This window comes from uncultured Clostridium sp., from assembly GCF_900547735.1.
GTDB lineage: Bacteria > Bacillota > Clostridia > Lachnospirales > Lachnospiraceae > Otoolea.
In genome coordinates this window covers 20,565-40,953 of the sequence record NZ_URHZ01000038.1, presented here as the reverse complement: position 1 = coordinate 40,953, position 20,389 = coordinate 20,565, and the positions used below count along the sequence as shown (strand labels likewise).

The following is a 20,389-nucleotide window of genomic DNA, read 5'->3' as shown; positions in this document are numbered from 1 at the left end:
CGGCCATGTATCCGCCTGTTTTCGGAAATAAGAGCGGATGGACGTTCTGGCAGTACTCGGATACCGCGGTGCTGGAAGGATATGAGGGGACGGAGAAGTATATTGACATGAATGTGTTCCGCGGCCCGGAGGAAGAACTGGAACAATATCTCGTGCCGTGAACGGTTTATAAAAAGAGAAAGATATTTTGATGAACAGGCAGTAGAAAGACAGGCAGCAAAAAGGGAACTTCCGTTTCACGTCATTTATGTGGACGGAGGTTCCCTTTTTTCAGTGTTATTTATCCTTGAAAATTCCTATCGGGATTTCCATTCTCACCGTCTTCATCGGGTTGACGGTCTGGCATACGGCCAGATCCCCGCAGAGACTTAAGAGAAGAGAGGTGTCCTCGCAGCTGAGGCCTGCCTGGGAGGAGATAAAGGTTTCCATCCGCAGGGTTGCCAGTTTCCAGGCGTCATCCACCGTTTCGGCAGCGGCGATCACGATGAAACGTCCGTCCGTGATGGCAGCCGGCCATTTAAGAGGACAGTCTTTTAAGACCGTGACGCGGACCGTGACGACGCCTTCGATCTCCAGACCGCAGCCGCAGACTTCACCGTCGCCCATGACGGCGTGAAGATCTCCCATGGATAAAAGGGCGCCGGGGACATTGACCGGAAGGTAGAGTGTGGTTCCTGTCTTAATCTGGGTGCAGTCCATATTGCCGCCGTGATCAAGGGGCGTCATTGTGGAGACTTCGCCTTCCTTCGGTGCGGTGCCGATGACGCCAATCATCGGATCAACCGGGATTTTTATGGAGCTGTTGAATTCGGCTTCACCGTCTTTGACTGAAAAACGGCGGAAGTATTTTTCGGTGAGAAGTCCGTTGTCCCAATCGGTCTGAGGGAAAGAACCGCAGACGCCGACCGGGCCCATGGCGATATCGAGAATTTCGATTTTCAGGGTGTCACCGGGAGCGGCATCCTCCACATAGAGGGGGCCGGTTACCGCATTGCCTTTGGAGGAGTCGATATTTGAAAGATTGGCTCCCTCGCTGAGAAGCTGGTTGAAGAAACAGTCGTAAGTCTCAAAACGGACCGTGTCCCCGGAAGGAACGCTGAGCGCCGGTTGAACGGCAGGGGAGAAAGCAAAATGAACATGTTCTTTTGTGATTGTGGTCATGGCAAATTTCCTTTCCTTTTATATTTTGTTTGCGGTTTACGGCAGGAAACGCTGAGAGCCGCAATAAAAGCTTATCTTCGGTAGAGGTAAAGCGGCAGTCCGTTCTCCATCTTTCGTTCTGCTTCTCCATGGATTAGGGGAAGTACATAGGTGAGGAACTCCGGTCCGATATCGGTTCCGTTTTTTGTGATCCATTCGGCCGGAAATGTTTTCTCTTTATTGCAGATTTCATTGACGTCGGCCAGGGTACACTCCATTGTGTACGGCTCGTCCCCGGTACGTTTGAATGCCACCATCATTCCGCTGACGCCCTCCATTGCATTTTTGACGCCGTAGGAGCCGGCCTCGGCGGCCTCCTCTATATCCTGGGCGGAGACAACCATGCCTGAGCAGCGCTGGCTCACATTCACTTCCACGGAACGGACCTTGACGCCGAACTGGTTGCGGATATAATTTTCCAGAATCTCACCGCAGCCGGTCAGCATTTTGTGGCCAAAGGTGTCGAGCTGGGCCTCATTGGAGTATTCACAGATAAAATGTCCGGCGGAATCCGCGATTCCTTCCGAAACGCAGACAACGACGGTCTGGCTTTTTTCAAACGCCTTCTTTAAGTCAATGGAAAACTGTTCGAATTCAAAAGGGGCCTCCGGCAGATAAATGAGAAGCGGGTTATCACCCTCGTGTTTTCTGGCCAGGACGCTGGAGGCGGTGAGCCAGCCGGCGTGACGTCCCATGAGTTCCACGATGGTGACGGATTTCTGCTGGTAAACGGAGGCGTCCAGGGTAATCTCACGGACGGTGGAACCGACGTACTTTGCGGCGCTTCCGAATCCGGGCGTGTGGTCCGTCCCCACGAGATCATTGTCGATTGTTTTGGGGATTCCGATGAAACGGATATCGCTGCCGATTCCGGCGGCATAGCGCGACAGTTTGCTCACGGTATCCATGGAGTCATTGCCTCCGATATAGAAGAAATATCCGATATCCAGTTCCTCAAATTTGTGGAACAGGGTGGGATAGAATGCTGCGGAAAGATTTTCGGGGAGCTTAAAACGGCAGGAGCCGAGATAAGCGGCAGGAGTCAGTTTGAGAAGATCCAAATCCTCCTCGCTGAGTTCCGATGACAAATTCATGTATTTCCCGGCCAGGAATCCTTCGATTCCGTTAATCATGCCATAAACGGCTCCTACTTTGTCAGGGTGGTTTTTCCCCTCTCTGATGACTCCGCAGAGGCTGGCGTTGATCACGGCGGTCGGGCCGCCTGACTGGCCGACGATAATATTTTTCTTCATTATGTGTTTCTCCTTTTTTTCAGAGGTATGATATCTTATATTCTATAATAGAGGAGGAAAGATTTCAACCGGATAATACTTCGGAAACCGGAATCGGTAACAAAACAGGGAATCTCGATTATTTTCGGAGTTATGACAAACAAGTATGGTAAAAAAAATACAGAAATGATAAAATAAAGAAGACAAAAAGATTTAGTAAGACAAAAACAGATTATCTTGGGGTGGCTTTACCATAGTTCACGAGAAAAGAGATGCAGTATGAGGAAAAAAGAAAGAGGTTTCAGTCTAATCGAGCTGATTATTGCAATTGCAATATTGATTATACTGACTGGGCTGCTCGCACCCCAGTTTATGAAGTATATTGAGAAGTCGAGAAAAGCCGCCTGCCTTCATGCGATGGATACGATTGCGGAGGAATATCTGGCTGGACTGACTGATCTCGGCAGGGCGCCGGATTCGGCTGCGGCTGTCCAGGTATTGAATAAGATAATTGTGAACCACGGCGGCAATGACAAAGGAACGGAGATAAGTTCCATTGTTTATGCTTATGACGGACTGTGTAAGAGCGGTGGTAAATACAGATGCCAGCTTGTGAATAATCTGGAGGCGGTCAGGATTGAATGCAGCAAACACGGAGAGTGGGAGATGGATATTGTGACGCTCCATTCGCTGCTTACCAATATGGATTTGAGTTCTTATAAAGGAGTGGCATATAAGAATCTGGCAGAGTTTTTTAAGAAAAACACAACATTGGATTCGGAGGCAATTTCAACAGATACTGCCGGGTATGGAGAGTATGGCTCTTTTGCCAAAGTTGTTGCCGAGGAACTGTCAAAACAGGGACTGAATGTTAAGAATAAAAGCTGGATGATGTGCAAGAGCGGGGACAGTTATATCCTATACCTGACGGACAGTAAGATAACGCTGGATGATGCCAAAAGCGGTGCAGCCGTTACGTGTAAAAAGTATGACACGAAAAACGGAACGGTTACTTCGGGAACCGTAACGGTAAATTCAAAAACCATAGTATCCGGAAAACCATATCCGATAGTTAAAGACGGTTCATTCGCCCCGGAATCAAATTAATAAAAATATTTTTCGTATTGTGTATAAATCCAAACAGGGAGGTTATACTGTAAGTATCACAAAAGAGAAATTTTTGAATACTTATCCTCCCCTTTTTAAACCGGCTTGTCTGCAGATTGCAGGCAGGCCGGTTTTTTTGATTCATAGGAAGTTACGTCCTATGAATCAAAAACGCTCCGCGAGGATGCACATGCCGCGCAGAGGAATGATGCCGCTAAAGCGACCCGCCGCAGGCGGAGAATCCCGCCGCCTCACTCATTGCCTCCCGCATCTCTGCGACAGGCTCCGCGTGTCCGGTCCACAGGGCAATCTGACGGGTGGCCTGATAGACCAGCATCCCGAGTCCGTTTACGGCGGTACAGCCGGCTTCTTCGGCATCCCGGAGGAAACGGGTCCTCACCGGATTGTAGGTCGCGTCAAAGCAGATTTGACGGGGCCGAAAACATGCTTCTTCTAACGGTGTCTCATCCAGATGGCCATACATGCCAAGTCCGCTCAGATTCATCATGACGCCGCACTGCGCCGCGGCTTTGCGAACAGCGGTGCGGTCGGTTACCGGAAGTGCGGTGGCCGTTCCCGGGCTTATCCGGTTAATCTGCTCCGCCAGTTCACGGCACGGCGTTTCAAAATCCGAGATATAGATGCGCCCCGCCTTATGTAAGGCCAGTTCCATGCAGATGGACTTGCCGGCTCCCCCAGCGCCGAAGCAGAGGAAGGTATTGCCGGGGATTTCCACCCCGGTTTCTTCCTGTATGGAGCGGAGCGCTCCCAGACCGTCCGTGTTGTATCCCTTCAGGGAACCGTCTTCCTGCACCACCACGGTATTGCAGGAGCCCATCAGACGCGTCATTTCATCTGCATCGTCCAGATATTTCATCACGGCAATCTTATACGGTTTTGTGACGGCAAAACCGGCAAAGTTCATATGGCGGATTCCGCTTATAATCTTCCCAAGGTGTTCCGGGTTTTCTACCTCAACGGGGAGATAGCAGCAGTCCCAGCCCTTTTTTTCATATACCCTGTTGTGGGAGACCGCGGAGACGGACTGGCCCAGCGGATATCCCAGAAGGGCTATCAGTTTTGTATTGGTGGTAATTGAGTTCATGATATCCTCACTTTCTCCCCGCTCACAGCGCGGTGTGGAAGAGATCCAGGGCGCTGGACATCCGGTCGACCGGGATTTGGCCGGGAGCGGAGCCTGTGCCGACCGCGCCGAAGGTCATGGAGGAGCCGAAAACCTCCGCGGCCAGACGGCTGACAACGCCTTTTCCGCCCATGGACATCGTGATAATAGGGCGGTTGGCATAAGCTTCATGCATCCTGGCCGTTGCGGCGAGAAGTTCCAGAACATCGTCCGTGCCCCTCGGCATCACCGCCAGCTTTGGAATATCCACGCCCATATCCTGCATTTTGCGCAGCCGGTAGAGGATTTCCTCACGGGGAGGAGTCTTGTGGAAATCATGGTTGGAACCGATGACCAGGGCGCCGGCCGCATGGATGGCGGCGATATTTTCCCTTGCCGTCTCATCGTCCATAAAAATCTGTACATCGATCAGGTCGGCGCTGCCGCTTTCGGCGGCCAGACGGTTTAACGCTGTATATTCTGACAGGGATATTTCTTTTTCACCGCCCTCCTCCGCCGTGCGGAAGGTGAACAGCAGCGGGAGAGAGGGGAGCGATTCACGGAGCCTGTGAAGCGTATTTAAAACCTGCTCCGGCTCTAGAGCGTGTTCAAAGAAATCCACGCGCCACTCCACCATATCAATGGCCAGATTGCGGATGGCCGCCGCTTTTTCTAAAATCTTTGTTTCGGTTACTTCCACGATTGGCACGATAATGCCGGGGACTCCGGCTCCGATTTCCTTTCCGCGGACCGTTAAGGTTTTTATCATAATCATTCTCCTTTATAATCATATTCTTTTATTATCAAATTCTTTTATAATCAGATTCCTGCGTATCGGGTGCGGCCGTATCAAATGCAAAGCCGCACCCGGTTCTATTAAAAGTGAAGTGTTGGTTGCAGTTCCGGTTCACTTCTGTTTCATCAACCCTTGATCCCAGGCTGCGGTTTCTTCCCTAGATAATTCCAAGCGCCATAAAGAGCAGGATGGAAACCACACAGCCGATGGAGGTGACGACGATATTTGTGAAAAATACGTATTTATAGGATTCCTTTGCCGTCAACTGCGTATAGACGATAGCGGTAATGAAACCTCCGCTGTGCGGCAGCGTATCCAGGCCCGCGCCGGCCAGGCAGATAACGCGGTGCAGGATCTCCAGGGGGATGCCCGCAGCCCGGCAGAGTTCGATGTATTTCGGTTCCAGGGAATCCAGGAAAATCTGCAGACCGCCGGAGCATGAGCCGGTGGCGGCCGAGACAATGCCGGTGGCCAGGGAGGCGGAAATGAGCGGGCTCATAGCCATGGAAAGTGCGAATTCTACAACGGAGGCAAAGCCGGAGGAGGCCTGTACCACGCCGCCGAACCCCACGATTACCGATGTGTTGAGCAGGGCGGTGATACTGTTTTGGGCGCTCTCGTTGATTGAATTCAGCGGATTCTTAATGCGTTTCCAGAACAGGCAGAGCACCATGGCAATTCCAATGGACAGGGCGATATTCACCGCATAAACCGTGTCCAGGGTATTGCGGGTAAAGAAAATGAAGAGAATCAGAACTGCCATCGGCAGCATGGACAGCGCCCAGTGCGGGAGTTCGTCGTTCTCCGAGATACGGATTTTACTAAGGTCGTCACGGGAACCGGGCACAAAGCCGATACCGGCCGCGGCCAGCCGTTTCTGCTGGCGTACCAGGAAAACCATGCCCAGGGCAAACATCACGATGGAAACCAGGGTTCCGTTGAGCGGGGCCGCGTAGGCGTTTGTGCCAAGCACCGCACAGGGGATCAGGTTCTGGATGGCCGGGGAGCCGGGCAGGCCCACCATGCTGAAGGTCGCGCTTCCAAGCAGCATCGCCGCCGGAAACAGGCGCTTGGGAATATTTTCATTGTTGAACAGGACCAGCGCGATGGGATAAATCGTGAAGAGCAGCACAAAGAGGTTGATTCCTCCGTAGGACAGGATTCCGCTGACCAGAACGACAATCAGAAGTCCCTTGCCGCTTCCCAGCGTGTTCAGCAGCTTGACCGCAATCGATTTTGCCGCCCCGCTTTCGCCCATCAGGCCGCCGAAGACGGTGCCGAGAAAGAACAAAAGGAGATAGGTCCCGGCGTAGTTTTTCATCGAGGACGCATAGCTTACACTGAAGGCCTCCCAGAGGTTCATCCGGTTGGTGATGATGACGGCCAGGGATGCGGCGATAGAGGTGGGAATCATGCTCCAGCCCTTGAAGCTTAAGTAAATCAGCAGGCCCAGCCCAATGCCAAGGCCTAAAATTCCAATACCATCCATTGATATTTCCTCCTTTTATTTACTCAGGTAGCCGCCGTCCACCGGGATAATCTGTCCGGTCATGTATTCGGAGGCATCGGATGCGAGAAAGACCGCCAGCCCCTTTAAATCCTCCGGCTGTCCCCATCTGCCCTTGGGAATGCGTGTGCAGATGCTTTCGTACTGCTTCGGGTTCACTTCTTTTATGTTCTTAGTCAGCTCCGTCACCATATAGCCGGGCGCTATGGCATTGACATTGACGCCCTGTTCCGCCCACTCGGTGGACAGCACCTTGGTGAGCTGTGCCACGCCTCCCTTGCTGGCCGTGTAGGCGGCGATCATGCTGGCTCCGTCGAAGGAGCTCAGGGATGCGATGTTAATCAGGCGCCCGTAACCCTGCTTAAGCATCGTGCGCCCCGCCCGCTGGGCCATGAAGAATAACGCGTTCAGGTTGAGGTCCAGCACCCTGCGCCACTGGTCTTCCGGGAAGTCCTTTGCCAGGCAGCGGTATTGGATACCGGCTCCGTTTATCAGGATATCGAGGCGGCCGCCCAGGTAATCGAGCGCTTCAGCATACATCCGGTCCAAATCGGAGGTGTCGGACAAATCGCCTTTTACCCCATACACCTTTGTTCCGAGCTGTGAGAGTGTCTTTGCCGACTCGAACACGGCCTCGCTGATATCGAGGAGCACCACATCGGCGCCTGCCTCACAGAGACCTTCTGCAATGCTGTAGTTCAATCCGCGGGCGCCTCCCGTTACAAGCGCTTTTTTTCCGGTTAAACTCATTTGTTCCAATATATTTTTCATTTTTCAATACTCCTTTTCCAGAATAATTAATCAGCTGTTTATCCAAATACTGCCTTTCGCATGACACCGGAAGGCGCCTCCTCGCCGGTCCAGATTTTAAAGGCGATTTTTCCCTGATGGAAGAGCTGCACCTGGCCGTTTAAGTGACGGCATCCCAGTTCGTCCGCCGCCTGGAGGAATTTGCTCTTTAAGGGGTTGTAAATGACATCCGCCACCAGAAGTTCCTTCCGGAGAAGGGAGATGTCGATGGGCGTCTCATTTTCATGAGGCGGCATCCCGATAAAGCTGGCATTGATGACGACATCGGACTGATCAATGAAAGGTTTGAAATCTTCATCGGCCTTAAGCGGCACACAGCAGTCGTAAACATTGTGATTGATATTGTCGCAGAGCGCTCTGGCATCCTCAAAATAGAGGGATTCCAGGAAAATACGTTTCGGCTTTCTGGAAGCCAGCACCGTGGTCAGAGCCCGGGAAACGCCGCCGGCGCCGATGATAAAGAAGGTGTTATCCGGGATATTTACACCGAAATCTTCTTCCAGGCCGCGGACAAAACCTTCTCCGTCGGTGTTGTACCCCATCATTTTTCCATTCTCAAATTTGACGGTGTTGACCGCGCCGATGAGGCGGGCCATCGGGTCGATTTCATCGAGATACTGCATGATTTCAATCTTATAAGGAATGGTCACGGTCAGTCCCGCGTAATTCTGTTCGGGAAGCTTCATCAGCACGTTTCTGAAATCTTCCGGGGCTGCGTTGATGATGGAAAAATGATAGTCCAGCCCCTTTTCCCGGAATGCCGCGTTCATCATGGCGGGAGACATGCTGTGACTGATGGATTCTCCAATAATTGCCACCTGCTTTGTGATTTGATTCTCGTTCATTATAGTTAACCTCCTGGTCTGTGTTTGTTTTTCATTGCCTGCCCGGCAGATTATCCCGATGCGGTTCACACCTTCCGCCGGCCGGAAGGCGCCTTTTCCGGTACCGGCCATGCAGATGCCGCAATGGAGCGGCGATGGTGAACTGGTTGAATTTTCTGCCGTATTAAAATGGTTATTTGTGATAATTTGATGATATAATAAAGCGGGAAAATAAGGAAATACTTATATTTTATGGAAAATCACAATAAAACTTATCATTGACAGTGGGAAAATTGTGAATTATCATAAAAGACAAAGAGGCCGAAGGAGAGAGAGGAATGACGCTTAAGCAGTTACAATATTTTCAGAAGGTGGCGGAGACCGGGAATTATACGAAAGCCGCCCAGCTTCTTTTTATATCCCAGCCGGCCCTCAGTTTCTCGATTCAGGAGCTGGAGAGGGAATTGAACGCCCCACTGCTGAAGAAGGACGGGCGGACCGTGGAGCTTACGAAGTATGGCGAGATTCTGCTCGGCCACGCGGAAAGGATTTTCGGGGAGATAGAGAGCGCCGTGGACAGCATCGACTGCCTGGTGAATTCCGACAGAGGCCACATCACCCTCTCCTATATCAGTGCGATGAGCGCCGTATTCATTCCCCGAATTGTCCGGGCGTTCTGTGAGACTCCGGAGAATCACAGCGTGAAGTTTACACTCCTTGAACAGCCGACCAAGGAGGCGGAAGAGTTCGTGCTTTCGGGGAAAAGTGATGTGGGTTTTGGTTCACGTCCGGAATGCACAGCTTTGACGTCGTTTCCCGTCTATATGGAGGAGATGGCTCTGATTGTGCCTCCGGGACATCCTCTCGCCTCCCGGGAAGAGGTCTGCATCCGGGACACGAAGGACTGTCAGTTCATCGCTTATAACAAATCGAGCGGGTTGCGCCACGAGAACGACAGAGTCTACGAAGCCCAGGGGATTAAGCGGAAGATTGTCCATGAAGCGGTGGACAATATCATGGTCACGCAGCTTGTCGCGGCCGGGATGGGCGTCGCCGTGGTACCCAGGCGGTACGGCGACAGCCGTTATCACGTCACCTGCCTGCGTCTGACGGATTATATGACGCCGCGCACGCTTTACATGTTCTGGAAGGAAGACCGTTTTATCTCTCCGGCATCAAGGCGGTTCTTAGGGTTTGTGAAAGAGCAGGCGGCTCTGCTGCCCGTACAGGAGTGAGGGGAGGACTGTTCACACAGGATGTATTGTGTGAAACGTGTTAAGAAAAAAATATTTTGCAAAAACCGTCAACATGTTATATACTAGAGACGGACTGACGCATTTGCGTTAATAATCACGGAAAAAGGAAGGTTATTACATATGACATTGTTGGAAAACTGGCGTAATCTTGCATACGGCGATGGGATGGATGATAAACAGAAGGAAGAACTCTGGTCCGGATATTTTACAATTGAGAAGGGAATTTATGAGAAGATCCTTTCCAATCCCACAGAGGTAATAGAAGGCACAGTGAAAGAGCTGGCCGAGAAATATGAGACAGAAGTATTAATCATGACGGGATTCTTAGACGGAATCAACGAGAGCCTGAAAGGCTACGAGAACCCAATCGAGACAATGGACGAGGATACCGCTGTCAAGATTGAGATCGACCCGGAGAAATTATATTACAACATGGTAGAGGCAAAGGCTAACTGGCTTTTCGAACTTCCGCAGTGGGATTCCATCCTGACAGAAGAGAAGAGAAAAGAACTGTACAAAACACAGAAAGCATCCGGAACCGTGCGCAACGAGCAGAAGATCTATCCAAACGATCCATGTCCATGCGGAAGCGGAAAGAAATATAAGAAGTGCTGCGGCCGCAATAAATAATAAGCGGTAAAGGGCGGAGAGAAGAGAACGGTAATAACCGGCAGAGGAACCTGAATGCAAGTCAGGGTTTCCCTGCCGGTTTTTTAGTTACTGTCCACACTGCATTGCGCTGTGAACAATAACGTTTTTATATCGTAAAAAGCAGATTACTTTTCCTATTGATATCCCCCCACTCTTTCCTATATACTAAGCAGAGGGAGGGATACATATGCAAAATACACAAAGCGGGAGAATTAAGGAGCTGGAAGAAAAATTATATTGCCTCGAAACGATCATCCAGAATGTTCATGAGGGCATAATCCTCACGGATCGAAACTGTGTCATCACGGTATTTAATCCCGCCAAGGCGGAGATGGAACATATGGATGCCGGAAAAGCGCTGGGAGAAATTTCCTGGCTTGCCTATGAACATTCCGACTGGGAAACCTCCGAACACCGGCGCGTAATGGACAGCGGGGAAGCGATTCTGAACGCTTACAGACCCCACGCCTTTGTGGGAGAAGCTCCCGTTTATATTAATTATGAAACCGTACCTGTAAAAAAGGACGGTGAGATTATCGGCGTCTATTCCATTTGCCGGACAGAATCTACGCTGCGGAAACTGCTCTATAAACTGTTAGAACATAAACGGCAGATCCAGGACGATACGCTCATAGAAGCCGATCCCGTTCATATTGCAGAGGGAACGCGTTATACATTCGCGGACATTACCGGAACCTCGCCAATTATGAGTGAAATTATAAAAGAGGCACAGTCTGTCGCGCCGATGAATATGTCCATTCTCATCACCGGTGAAACGGGAGTTGGGAAAGAGGTCCTGGCACAGAGTATCCACAATCTCGGCCGGGAGCGCCATAAATTTATTGCCATCAACTGTGCCGCAATTCCGGCCGAGCTTTTTGAAAGCACGCTGTTCGGAACCGTCAAAGGCGCCTATACCGGTGCGGTTAATAATATAGGCCTGTTCCGGGAGGCAGGAGAGGGAACCCTGTTTCTGGATGAATTCAATTCCCTGACGCCTCTGAACCAGACGAAGCTGCTCCGCGTACTTCAGGAACGGTGCGTACGTCCGGTGGGGAGCACAAAAGAATTTCCGGTCCGGTGCCGTCTTATCTGCGCGTCAAATGAGAACCTTCAGACGCTTTTGGACGAAGGCCGGTTAAGACCCGACCTCTATTACCGGATTTCTGAATACTGCCTGGAAATACCGCCGCTCAGGGAACGCCCGGAAGACATCATCAGCCTCAGCCTTTTATTTGTCAAAAAATATAACAAGGAACTCGGCAGAAATATTGTCCATCTCTCCGATGAGTTAATCGACTGGCTCGGGAACAGGACCTGGTACGGCAATACGCGCGAACTGCAGCATACGATTCAAAATATGCTGCTGAAGGCATCCGAATTTTCCGATACACTGACGCTAAAAGACCTTCCGGTTGTCACAAGGAGAACTCCGGTCCGCAGCCGGAACGAATCCCGCCTTCCGGGGACAGCGCTCTCAGAAGCAGAACCTGCCGCGGGTCTTACGGAAGGATTGAAAAACTATCAGAGGGAACTGCTGCTCCGTACTCTGGAAAAGGAGAACTGGAATATTTCCGCCTCCGCGCGTACCCTGCAAATCAGCAGACAAAATCTGCTGGCGCGGATGAAACGGCTGCAAATTGTGCCGCCCCATAAAAATCAGCCTTCGTAGCTGTATTATAAAATAGCACTGTAACTTTTTGTTGCAGTGCTATTTTGATACAGCTATATGATATAAATGCCTAAATGAGGCGATGGTAACAACGGTTCCGTGGTATTTTGCCGTTTATACGCCGTCCGGCGGGAATGAACAATCTGAATCCTGTTTGGCACGAAACTTGCTTTTATAATGAATTGTAATGATTCTTGAACAGTAATGATTCATGCAGTAAGAAAGGAGCCGACATGTCACAAGCGATTGACACAATCAAACATGTAACAGTTGTAGGCGTGGGAACTCAGGGATCCATGATAGCCTTCCGGAATGCCGTATATGGAAAGCAGGTCACCGGATACAGCCGCACCCGCGCCTCCATTGACAAATGCCGCAGCAAGATACGCAAATGGCTTGACTATTATGTTGAGACGGGGCGTTTATCCCAGGCGGAAGCCGACGCTGCGGAACAAAGAATATCTTATGCCGAAAGCCTTAAGGAGGCATGTAAAAATGCACAGCTTGTCGTAGAGAACGTACCGGAAAAACTGGAAGTGAAACAGGAGATTTTCCGTCAGTTAGATGCCCTGTGCCCGCCGGATGCTCTGCTGAACTCCAACACATCCTCCCTGCTGATGAGCGATATCTATGCCTACGTATCCCCGGAGAGAAGGGCGCTCACCTTTTCGGTGGACCATGACGATCCAATCCGCAACGACTATCTGGAAATGATGTGGAATCCCAGTACCGGTGAGGCGGCGAAACAGGCCGCTGTCGCCCATTACCGCACGCTCGGATTCGAACCCATCATAACAGAGAGGGAAATAAAGGGATACTCCATTAACAGAGTCTGGAGAGCCGTAAAAAAAGAGTGTCTTTATCTCTGGTCCAACGGCTATATTACTCCCTCTGAGTTTGATCGGGGCTGGATGATGGAATGGCATACGAATATCGGCCCATTTCAGCTCATGGATTTGATTGGCCTGGATACCGTCTATGCAATCGAAAATTCCTATTTCAATGCCAGTGGGGACGAGCGGGATAAGCCGCCGGAAAAACTGAAGGCCTTGATCGATTCGGGCAGCCTGGGTATGAAGTCCGGCTGCGGTTTTTACAGCGGTTACGATCCGGAAATGGGAAATCTGGTTACAAAATAGACTTCGAAAAGAGGAATGATTATGTTATTAACCGATAACCAGCGTGATATGATGGATGGGAAATATGGCAAGGGGAAGGCAATGGCCGTACGGATTCTCACTGCTGTGGGAGAAAGCTTCCGCGCCGCGCGCTTTGTGCCGGTCACCCGCGCCCATGTCTCTCTGAGCGCCCAGGGCGCCGATATCTGGTTTGCCGAAAAAATGGTTCTGGCCGGGGCCGTCTGCGCCGTAACGCCCACCGTAAACCCCGGATATTCCATATGCTATTTCAAAAGCCGCTCCATGCTGTCTCCCGGCGCCGAAGAAAATATGAGACGGACAGAAAACGCCTACCGCAGTCTGGGCGCTTCCCTGACTTACAGTTGTACCCCTTATCTGAAGGAGAATATTCCGGAGCAGGGGGAAATCACCGCCTTTTCAGAGACAAGCGCCACCATTTTTGTGAACTCGGTACTCGGGGCAAAGACAAACCGCGAAAGCGCCGCCACCGCACTTTGCGCCGCCATCACGGGTTTCACGCCCGAATACGGGATGCTCCTGGATGAAAACCGGTTTGCGGATACCGCCGTTTACGTAGAAGCAGATATGAAGGATGATTTTTCCTACGCCCTGCTTGGGCTCATGGGTAAAAAAATCGGCAGGGGAATTCCTGTTTTTCTGAATCTCCCCGCCGCTCCCACCACCGAACAGATGATAGCCCTTGGCACGCAGCTCAATGTTTCGGGTTCATTTGAAATGTTCCATATTCCCGGCATTACTCCCGGCTCCCCTACTCTTGAAGCGGCAACAGGGGGCAAAACGCCCCTGCGCACCGTTACCGTTACACGGAGCGATCTGGACGGCCTCAGGAAAGAATATGCCCCGGATTACGGAAGGTCCGCTGAATTTGTAATGCTTGGCTGCCCTCATTACACCTATCGGCAGGTTCTGGAGGTGAAGGAAGCGATGGAAGGCCGCCGGGCCTCGATACCCGTCTGGATTCTGACATCGCGCCATACCGTCAGTCTTGCGCGCGGCTCCGGCATTTATGATGAACTGAAAGAAAAGAATGTGCAGATGATAGCGGATACCTGTATCGATGAGTCTCCTGTCTGGGGGTTCCTTTCCGGTAAAACGGGCTTAAGCGACTCCCCGAAATGTGCCTATTATATGGTGTCCTTTAAGGTGCATGTCCAGGTGATGAGTATGGAAGACTGTCTGTGCCGTGCTGTAAAAGGAGGTAAATAAATGGCCCGTTTCTATTCCTGTAAGACAATTTCCCCGGGCACTGCCCAGGGCGAAGCCGTAATCTCGTCCGAAGAAATTCTTTTTTACTTCACCAATCCGGCAACCGGCCGGATTACGGAATCAGGGCACTGCCTGGAAGGCCGGAGCATAGCCGGTAAAATTTTAGTATTTCCCGGCGGCAAGGGGAGCTCCGTTGTTCAGGCCGACGGCCTTTACAAATTAGAACAGGGCGGTACGCAGCCGGCCGGCCTTATCGTCAAAAATCTCGATACGGTCCTGGTTTCCTCCGCCGTAATCATGGAAATCCCTATGGTATGCGGCGTCCCCGATTCCTTCTACCGGGCTCTGAAGGAGGGCATGACGATACGGATTCACACGGATGAAAATACAATTGAACTTTCCGATTAGGCCAACCGGCCGTAAATACTGTTTTCTTGCTTGAAAGGATAGGTATATTTATGAATAGCAAACCAACGATGAAAGCTGCTTTGAAGTTTTTTGCCATGTCCCTCATCGGCATTATCTACTTTTTTGTTCCTCTTGTGCCTTCGGACAATGGGAAAGGCGTTCTTCTCGTTTACTCGGTAAACCTTATTAAGTCCGCCCTTTCCCCATGCCTTTCCACACTGGTCATGATATCGATAGGCTCCCTGATTCTTTTTTGTATCATTGCCCGGACGACGGATAAATTTCCAACGCTGACCCGGCTGTACGGGAGCGTAAAAACGTATTCCATTGTTTTATATATAATCGGATTTATTCTGAGCGGAATGACGATCCTGCAAATCGGACCGGAATATCTGACCGGACCGGCTGTCGGCGGACAGGGGCTGGGACTGGCTAAGACGGTGTTGGTCACCATTGTCGTCGCAGGCCTTATGGTTCCCTTTATTACGGAGTTCGGCCTGCTGGAATATATCGGCGTTCTGATCGAGCCGTTTATGCGTCCCGTATTTAAGGTTCCCGGCTATGCTGCGATCGACGCCGTCACCTCCTTTGTCGCCAATCCGACCCTCGGAATCTTCTTTACAAATAAACTGTATAAAGAAAAAAAGTATACTACCCGTGAGGCCGCCGGTATTGCCACCAACTTCAGTTTTATCAGCCTGGGATTCTTTGCGGTTCTGACCGCGACGGCAAATATCACGGAACATTACGGTAAAGTGCTGATTACCTCCTTCCTGCTGTCTTTCGTCATGGCGGCGGTTGTAATCCGCATCTTTCCCCTGAAGGGAATGCCGGATACGTTTATCGACGGAACGCAGAGGGAGAATGAAGAACGCAGAAGATTCAGCCTGTCCTTATTGGGGCAGGGCTATATGGCCGCCCTCAAGAAAGCGGAAGAAACATCCGCTCCTTCCGTTTATTTAAAAGCGCTGTTCGAAGTGCTTGTTTTTGCCCAGAAAATTTCGGCTTATATTATGGCCATCTCCTCAATCACTTTTCTGCTGGTGGAATACACACCGCTTTTCAATATACTGGGGATTCCGTTTATTCCGATTCTGAAGTTGTGCCAGGTCCCCAATGCCGCAGAAATTGCTCCCGCCATGATCCTCGGCCTGGCTGAAATCGCCATACCCGCCACTTTCATCTCCACGCTTTCCATTTCCGTGGAAGCCGCTTTCTTTGTGATAGTCGTATCCGCATTACAGATTATCATGTTTTCCAACAGCGCCGTATCCATCATGGAATCCGACATACCGCTGGGAATTGGGAAATTGATTCTCATCTTTTTTATCAGAACGCTGATTGCCATTCCGATTGTTTCAATCGTAATGCATATCCTGTTCTGATATAACGCCATAAAGGGCCGTGCAGAGCCGCTGATTATCAGCGGCTCTGTCCGGCTCTTTTTGCGATGTATCCGTCCGCTCTCCGGTATGACAGGCAGCAGACGGAGGTTCCAACCGCCCAGGCGGCCGGCCAGATCCACCAGACGCCGTTTATGCCCCAGTGACGGGAGAAGAAATTCCCGAGGAGGAGACGCACCATCACATCGGAGATGCTGGACATCATGAAGGCGTTCATGCGGCCGATTCCCCTCAGGGCGCCGTCCGTCACAATTTTCAGGCAGACCAGAAAGTAGAAGGGAACCACAATGCGGACAAACCCCATTCCCGCTTCAATGATTTCCGCTTTTCCCGGATCGGGGGAGACGAAAAACGACAGGACGGCCGGGCCGTCCGCGAGCATCAGGAACACGACGGCCGAAGTAAAACATCCGCCCAGAATCAGGCAGAGCCGGTATCCCTGCCGGATGCGACCGTGTTTTCCCGCACCCTTATTCTGTGCAATAAAGCCGGAGAGGGCGTTGCTGAGCGCCATCAGTGAGTTGACATACAGGCCGTTTAGGCGAAAGGCGATGGAGTAGCCGGCCATCGTGATGACGCCGTATCCGTTGATGATATTTTGCAGGGCAAGCTGGCCGGTGGACATGAAGACATGCTGGACAATGCTTGGAACTGCGAGCCTCAGTATTTCCCTCAAAACGGGAAGGGAGAAGGAAGAACGTTCTTCCCCGCCGAGCCGGCGGCACAGTTTCTTCACGGCAATGAGCGTGGCCAGGGAAGATACCGCCTGGGAGAGAATGGTAGCCAGGGCCAGACCCGGGATTCCGAGCGGAATGAAAAGCACCAGAACCAGATCCAGGACAATATTCATAAAGGAAGAAAAAATCAGAAATATCAGCGGAGTCCCGGAGTTGCCAAGTCCGTTCAGCACACCTGTGGTAATATTATACAGAAAGAGAAACGGCAGGCCCGCGGTGTAAATGAAGAGATACTGCCGTGTCGGCAGCAGAGCCTCCTTGGGGACGGAGAGCCATGTCAGGATATGGGGGCAGGCAAAAAGGCCGAAAAGCATCAGGACCACGGAGCATGGGATAAAGCAGAGCAGGGCCGTGGTTACGGCATCTTTGACATTGCGGTGTCCGCCGGAACCAAACTTCTGGGAGCAGTAAATGGAGGTCCCGATGCCGAGGCCCGATGCAACGGCAATATAAAGGACGGTGACAGGATAGCATGTTCCCACGGCTCCGAGGGAGACGGAACCGATGTAGTTGCCCGCGATCCAACTGTCGGCGAGATTGTAGGCCTGCTGAAAAAACATGCCGGCAAACATGGGAAGAGAGTAGGAGAGAAGAACCGGGAGCGGTCTCCCTGCCGTCAAATCTTTTGGACGAATCAACTCCTTCATAAATAAGCCTCCTTTCACAGCCGGTTTGTCCGGATCATGCGTTTACGGAACAAGCGGAAACGTTCCTTACAATTATTATAATAAATGTTGAGAATAGAAAAAATCGGTAGATTGCATAAAATTAATTAAATAAATTAAACAAAGTAACTAAAAACAAAAAGGTTGTTAAAATTCTGTTGACATTTGTGCAATGTTGCCATATTATATTCTCATAACCGAGAAATAACAGGGGGAAGTCATAAAAATGCTCTTTGGAATTTCTTCGAATTTGTTAGATAATTAAATGAATTAATTAAAAGAAAGAGAGGGAAAGAAATGAAATACTTTTTAGACAGTGCAAAACTTGATGAGATCCAGTACGCTTACAATACCTTTGGAATTGACGGTGTGACGACAAACCCGAGACATATTATGGTCAGCGGAAAACCGTTTATGACGGCAATTACCGATATCGCGGAGTGGATTAAGTCCGAGGGAATCGAGGGCGTGGACAAGTTTCCGGTATCGGTAGAGATTAATCCCCACCTGGACGATGCGGACGAGATGGTGGAGATGGCTAAAAAGGTTTCTGCCGTCAGCCCTAACTTCGTGATCAAGATTCCGGCTGTGGAGTCCGGTATTACGGCAGCCAGAAGACTGGAGAAGATGGGAATCCGTACCAATGTAACCCTCGTTTTCTCACCGGCCCAGGCCATTCTTCCGGCCAAAAACGGCTCTCTCTTCGTTTCCCCGTTCATCGGCTGGAAAGAGGCCAACGGTGAGGACTGCAGGGAATACATAAAGAACATCGTCGAAATTTATAAAAATTACGGCTTCTACCGAAAGACGGAGATCATCTGTGCGGCAATCCGTACGCCGAAGCAGATTGTGGACTGTGCCGCAGCCGGAGCGGATATCGTGACAACCGGCCTCGACGTGTATAAGGATACGATGAAACACGCATACACCACACAGGGCCTTGGAACATTCATTAACGCATGGGATAACACCATTACAGAGTAATCATATCACCGCAGAAAGGAATGATAAAAACCATGAAGATTGGATTTATCGGACTTGGCATCATGGGAGAGTCCATGAGCGAGAACATTGTAAAAAAGCATGACGACACGGTTTATGTGTTTGATTTTGTAAAAGAGAAGGTGGACCTTCTGGCATCCAGGGGGGCAGAAGCTTGCGGGAGCGCAAAAGAGCTGGCTGAAAAATCGGACGTAATTATCTCCATGGTTCCGAAGTCGGAGCACTCCAGAGCGGTTTACACAGGGATTTTAGACGTGCTGGACGCGGCAAAGACCTGCATTGACATGAGTACAATCGATCCGAGCGTTTCCATCGAGATATCGGAGATGGTAAAGAAGACGGGAGCCGGATTCATCGACGCTCCGGTTGTGAAGTCGAAACCGGCGGCCGTTGCGGGCAAGCTCGGCATCTATATGGGCGGAGACGAGGAAACATGTGAGAAGATGCGCCCTATCCTCCTTTACATGGGAGAAAATGTAGTCCGGATGGGCGGCAACGGCAAGGGCCTGGTTATGAAAATCTGCCATAACGCTCTTGTTTCCCAGATACAAAACGGCGTCAACGAGACGATTGCCCTGGCTGAGAAGAACGGGATCGGCGTCAGCGCCTATGCGGAAGCCATCTCCTATGGAGGAGGCCAGAACTTTTATCTGGACGGCAAGAAAACGCCGATCGAGAAGGAAGACTATACCACCGCATTTTCCGTGGAGAATATGGCGAAAGACGTCCATATCTGCATGGAGCTGGCAAAAGAGTGCGGGCTTTCCATGCCGGGTGAGCAGAATGCCTGCCGTGTCTACGACAAAGCGCTGGAACTGGGCTATGGGAAAGAAGATTTCTGCGCCACGATAAAGGTGGTAAAGGGCTGAGAAGAGTTTGAAAGAAGAAAGGCGGATAAGCATGACAACGCTTGAAAGACTGAATCAGGTCAATGATGTGCCCGTTCTTTCCGTGGAGGATCCGGAATTTGCCTCCTATGGACGGGTGGTGACGGGATACGATATGTCTGCACTGGTCTCCTTTATGGAAGAACACACGGAGGTACCGGAGAACGGGAATGTATATCTGGCTTCGGTGCCGGAGCTGGAAGCGGAGCCGGTATTCCGGGACATCCGGGATAAATTCTACGGCGAGATGGAGATTCAGGCAGGTTACTGCAACGGACGGAATACGACATACAACGGTTTTGAGTATCACAAGGGAAGCGAGATTAACGTGGCGGTAACCGACTTTATGCTGGTGCTGGGCCATGTATGGGAAATTCATGACAATACATACCGGGTGGAGGACGCAAAGGTCTTTTTCGTAGAAAGAGGCACGGCAATCGAGATGTACCAGACCACGCTTCATCTTTCTCCCTGCCGCGTAACGGACGAAGGATTTAAGGGGATCGTAATCCTTCCCAGAGGAACCAATACCCCGCTGGAACACAAGAGTGAAGCGGCGGAGGCGGAGGGAGTCCTGCTGCTTCAGAAGAATAAATGGGTGATTGCCCATGCGGAGCGGGAGCCGTTAATCAGACAGGGAGCCCATGCCGGACTCATCGGTGAGAATAAGGAATTACATTATTAAGGCGGACGCCGCCGCCCGTAAAAAGAGCGGCAGCGGCAGATTCGGTAAGGAGATTTTT

At 50.9% G+C, this 20,389-nt stretch carries 20 protein-coding genes; 12 read left to right on the top strand and 8 right to left on the bottom strand.

Annotation, left to right across the window (positions count from 1 at the left end):
- The first annotated feature begins 5 nt into the window (after nucleotides 1–5).
- Nucleotides 6–161 carry a hypothetical protein gene (locus QZT18_RS13210; protein WP_294148465.1) on the top strand — a complete coding sequence of 52 codons (156 nt, stop codon included), beginning with the start codon at nucleotides 6–8 and terminating at the stop codon, nucleotides 159–161.
- Between the two features lie 115 nt (nucleotides 162–276).
- On the opposite strand, the gene QZT18_RS13205 is transcribed toward QZT18_RS13210, so the two are convergent.
- Both QZT18_RS13205 and QZT18_RS13200 read right to left on the bottom strand, forming a co-directional pair.
- Entirely contained in the window at nucleotides 277–1,161 is an 885-nt protein-coding gene (locus tag QZT18_RS13205) for an acetamidase/formamidase family protein (protein WP_294148464.1), read from the bottom strand.
- 71 nt (nucleotides 1,162–1,232) lie between these two features.
- A complete protein-coding gene (locus QZT18_RS13200; protein WP_294148463.1) occupies nucleotides 1,233–2,453 on the bottom strand; it encodes a 6-phosphofructokinase in 1,221 nt (406 codons plus the stop codon).
- Between the two features lie 258 nt (nucleotides 2,454–2,711).
- Between QZT18_RS13200 and QZT18_RS13195 the strand changes: the two genes are divergently transcribed.
- Nucleotides 2,712–3,539 carry a prepilin-type N-terminal cleavage/methylation domain-containing protein gene (locus tag QZT18_RS13195; RefSeq protein ID WP_294148462.1) on the top strand — a complete coding sequence of 276 codons (828 nt, stop codon included), beginning with the start codon at nucleotides 2,712–2,714 and terminating at the stop codon, nucleotides 3,537–3,539.
- Nucleotides 3,540–3,753: 214 nt separating this feature from the next.
- Here the strand turns inward: QZT18_RS13195 and QZT18_RS13190 are convergent, their stop codons facing one another.
- The 5 genes from QZT18_RS13190 to aroE all read right to left on the bottom strand — a co-directional run bounded on the left by QZT18_RS13190 (nucleotide 3,754) and on the right by aroE (nucleotide 8,620).
- Nucleotides 3,754–4,644, bottom strand: a complete 891-nt coding sequence (locus QZT18_RS13190) for a shikimate dehydrogenase (RefSeq protein ID WP_294148461.1) — start codon at nucleotides 4,642–4,644, stop codon at nucleotides 3,754–3,756.
- Between the two features lie 22 nt (nucleotides 4,645–4,666).
- Complete coding sequence (gene aroD / locus QZT18_RS13185) at nucleotides 4,667–5,431, bottom strand: type I 3-dehydroquinate dehydratase (protein WP_366925880.1); 765 nt, start codon at nucleotides 5,429–5,431, stop codon at nucleotides 4,667–4,669.
- 184 nt (nucleotides 5,432–5,615) lie between these two features.
- Complete coding sequence (locus QZT18_RS13180; protein WP_294148460.1) at nucleotides 5,616–6,947, bottom strand: GntP family permease; 1,332 nt, start codon at nucleotides 6,945–6,947, stop codon at nucleotides 5,616–5,618.
- A 15-nt stretch (nucleotides 6,948–6,962) separates the two neighbouring features.
- Nucleotides 6,963–7,736, bottom strand: coding sequence for an SDR family oxidoreductase (locus tag QZT18_RS13175; protein ID WP_294148459.1), 774 nt, complete (start codon nucleotides 7,734–7,736; stop codon nucleotides 6,963–6,965).
- A 38-nt stretch (nucleotides 7,737–7,774) separates the two neighbouring features.
- Complete coding sequence (aroE, locus tag QZT18_RS13170; protein WP_294148458.1) at nucleotides 7,775–8,620, bottom strand: shikimate dehydrogenase; 846 nt, start codon at nucleotides 8,618–8,620, stop codon at nucleotides 7,775–7,777.
- 317 nt (nucleotides 8,621–8,937) lie between these two features.
- On the opposite strand from aroE, the gene QZT18_RS13165 reads away from it, so the two are divergent.
- From QZT18_RS13165 to QZT18_RS13135, 7 genes are all read left to right on the top strand, one after another.
- Entirely contained in the window at nucleotides 8,938–9,834 is an 897-nt protein-coding gene (locus tag QZT18_RS13165; RefSeq protein ID WP_294148457.1) for a LysR family transcriptional regulator, read from the top strand.
- Nucleotides 9,835–9,975: 141 nt separating this feature from the next.
- On the top strand, nucleotides 9,976–10,485 hold the full coding sequence (locus tag QZT18_RS13160) for an SEC-C metal-binding domain-containing protein (protein WP_294148456.1): 510 nt from the start codon (nucleotides 9,976–9,978) through the stop codon (nucleotides 10,483–10,485).
- Nucleotides 10,486–10,693: 208 nt separating this feature from the next.
- Complete coding sequence (locus tag QZT18_RS13155; RefSeq protein WP_294148455.1) at nucleotides 10,694–12,178, top strand: sigma-54-dependent Fis family transcriptional regulator; 1,485 nt, start codon at nucleotides 10,694–10,696, stop codon at nucleotides 12,176–12,178.
- Nucleotides 12,179–12,411: 233 nt separating this feature from the next.
- A complete protein-coding gene (locus QZT18_RS13150) occupies nucleotides 12,412–13,317 on the top strand; it encodes a 3-hydroxyacyl-CoA dehydrogenase family protein (RefSeq protein WP_294148454.1) in 906 nt (301 codons plus the stop codon).
- Between the two features lie 21 nt (nucleotides 13,318–13,338).
- Nucleotides 13,339–14,544, top strand: a complete 1,206-nt coding sequence (locus tag QZT18_RS13145; RefSeq protein ID WP_294148453.1) for an aconitase X catalytic domain-containing protein — start codon at nucleotides 13,339–13,341, stop codon at nucleotides 14,542–14,544.
- Nucleotides 14,545–14,952: an aconitase X swivel domain-containing protein gene (locus QZT18_RS13140; RefSeq protein ID WP_294148452.1), complete on the top strand. Its 408-nt coding sequence runs from the start codon at nucleotides 14,545–14,547 to the stop codon at nucleotides 14,950–14,952.
- A 50-nt stretch (nucleotides 14,953–15,002) separates the two neighbouring features.
- Nucleotides 15,003–16,337 (top strand): YjiH family protein, encoded by a 1,335-nt coding sequence (locus QZT18_RS13135; protein ID WP_294148451.1) that lies wholly within the window; start codon nucleotides 15,003–15,005, stop codon nucleotides 16,335–16,337.
- A gap of 37 nt (nucleotides 16,338–16,374) precedes the next feature.
- Here the strand turns inward: QZT18_RS13135 and QZT18_RS13130 are convergent, their stop codons facing one another.
- Entirely contained in the window at nucleotides 16,375–17,739 is a 1,365-nt protein-coding gene (locus QZT18_RS13130; protein WP_294148450.1) for an MATE family efflux transporter, read from the bottom strand.
- A 315-nt stretch (nucleotides 17,740–18,054) separates the two neighbouring features.
- Here QZT18_RS13130 and QZT18_RS13125 point away from each other — a divergent pair, with 315 nt between their 5' ends.
- From QZT18_RS13125 to QZT18_RS13115, 3 genes are read left to right on the top strand one after another with little or no spacing between them, the layout of a single operon-like run.
- Nucleotides 18,055–18,741 carry a transaldolase family protein gene (locus QZT18_RS13125; protein ID WP_294148449.1) on the top strand — a complete coding sequence of 229 codons (687 nt, stop codon included), beginning with the start codon at nucleotides 18,055–18,057 and terminating at the stop codon, nucleotides 18,739–18,741.
- Between the two features lie 32 nt (nucleotides 18,742–18,773).
- Nucleotides 18,774–19,628, top strand: a complete 855-nt coding sequence (locus tag QZT18_RS13120) for an NAD(P)-dependent oxidoreductase (protein WP_294148448.1) — start codon at nucleotides 18,774–18,776, stop codon at nucleotides 19,626–19,628.
- A 31-nt stretch (nucleotides 19,629–19,659) separates the two neighbouring features.
- Nucleotides 19,660–20,331 (top strand): DUF4867 family protein, encoded by a 672-nt coding sequence (locus QZT18_RS13115; protein ID WP_294148447.1) that lies wholly within the window; start codon nucleotides 19,660–19,662, stop codon nucleotides 20,329–20,331.
- The last annotated feature ends 58 nt before the right edge of the window (nucleotides 20,332–20,389 follow it).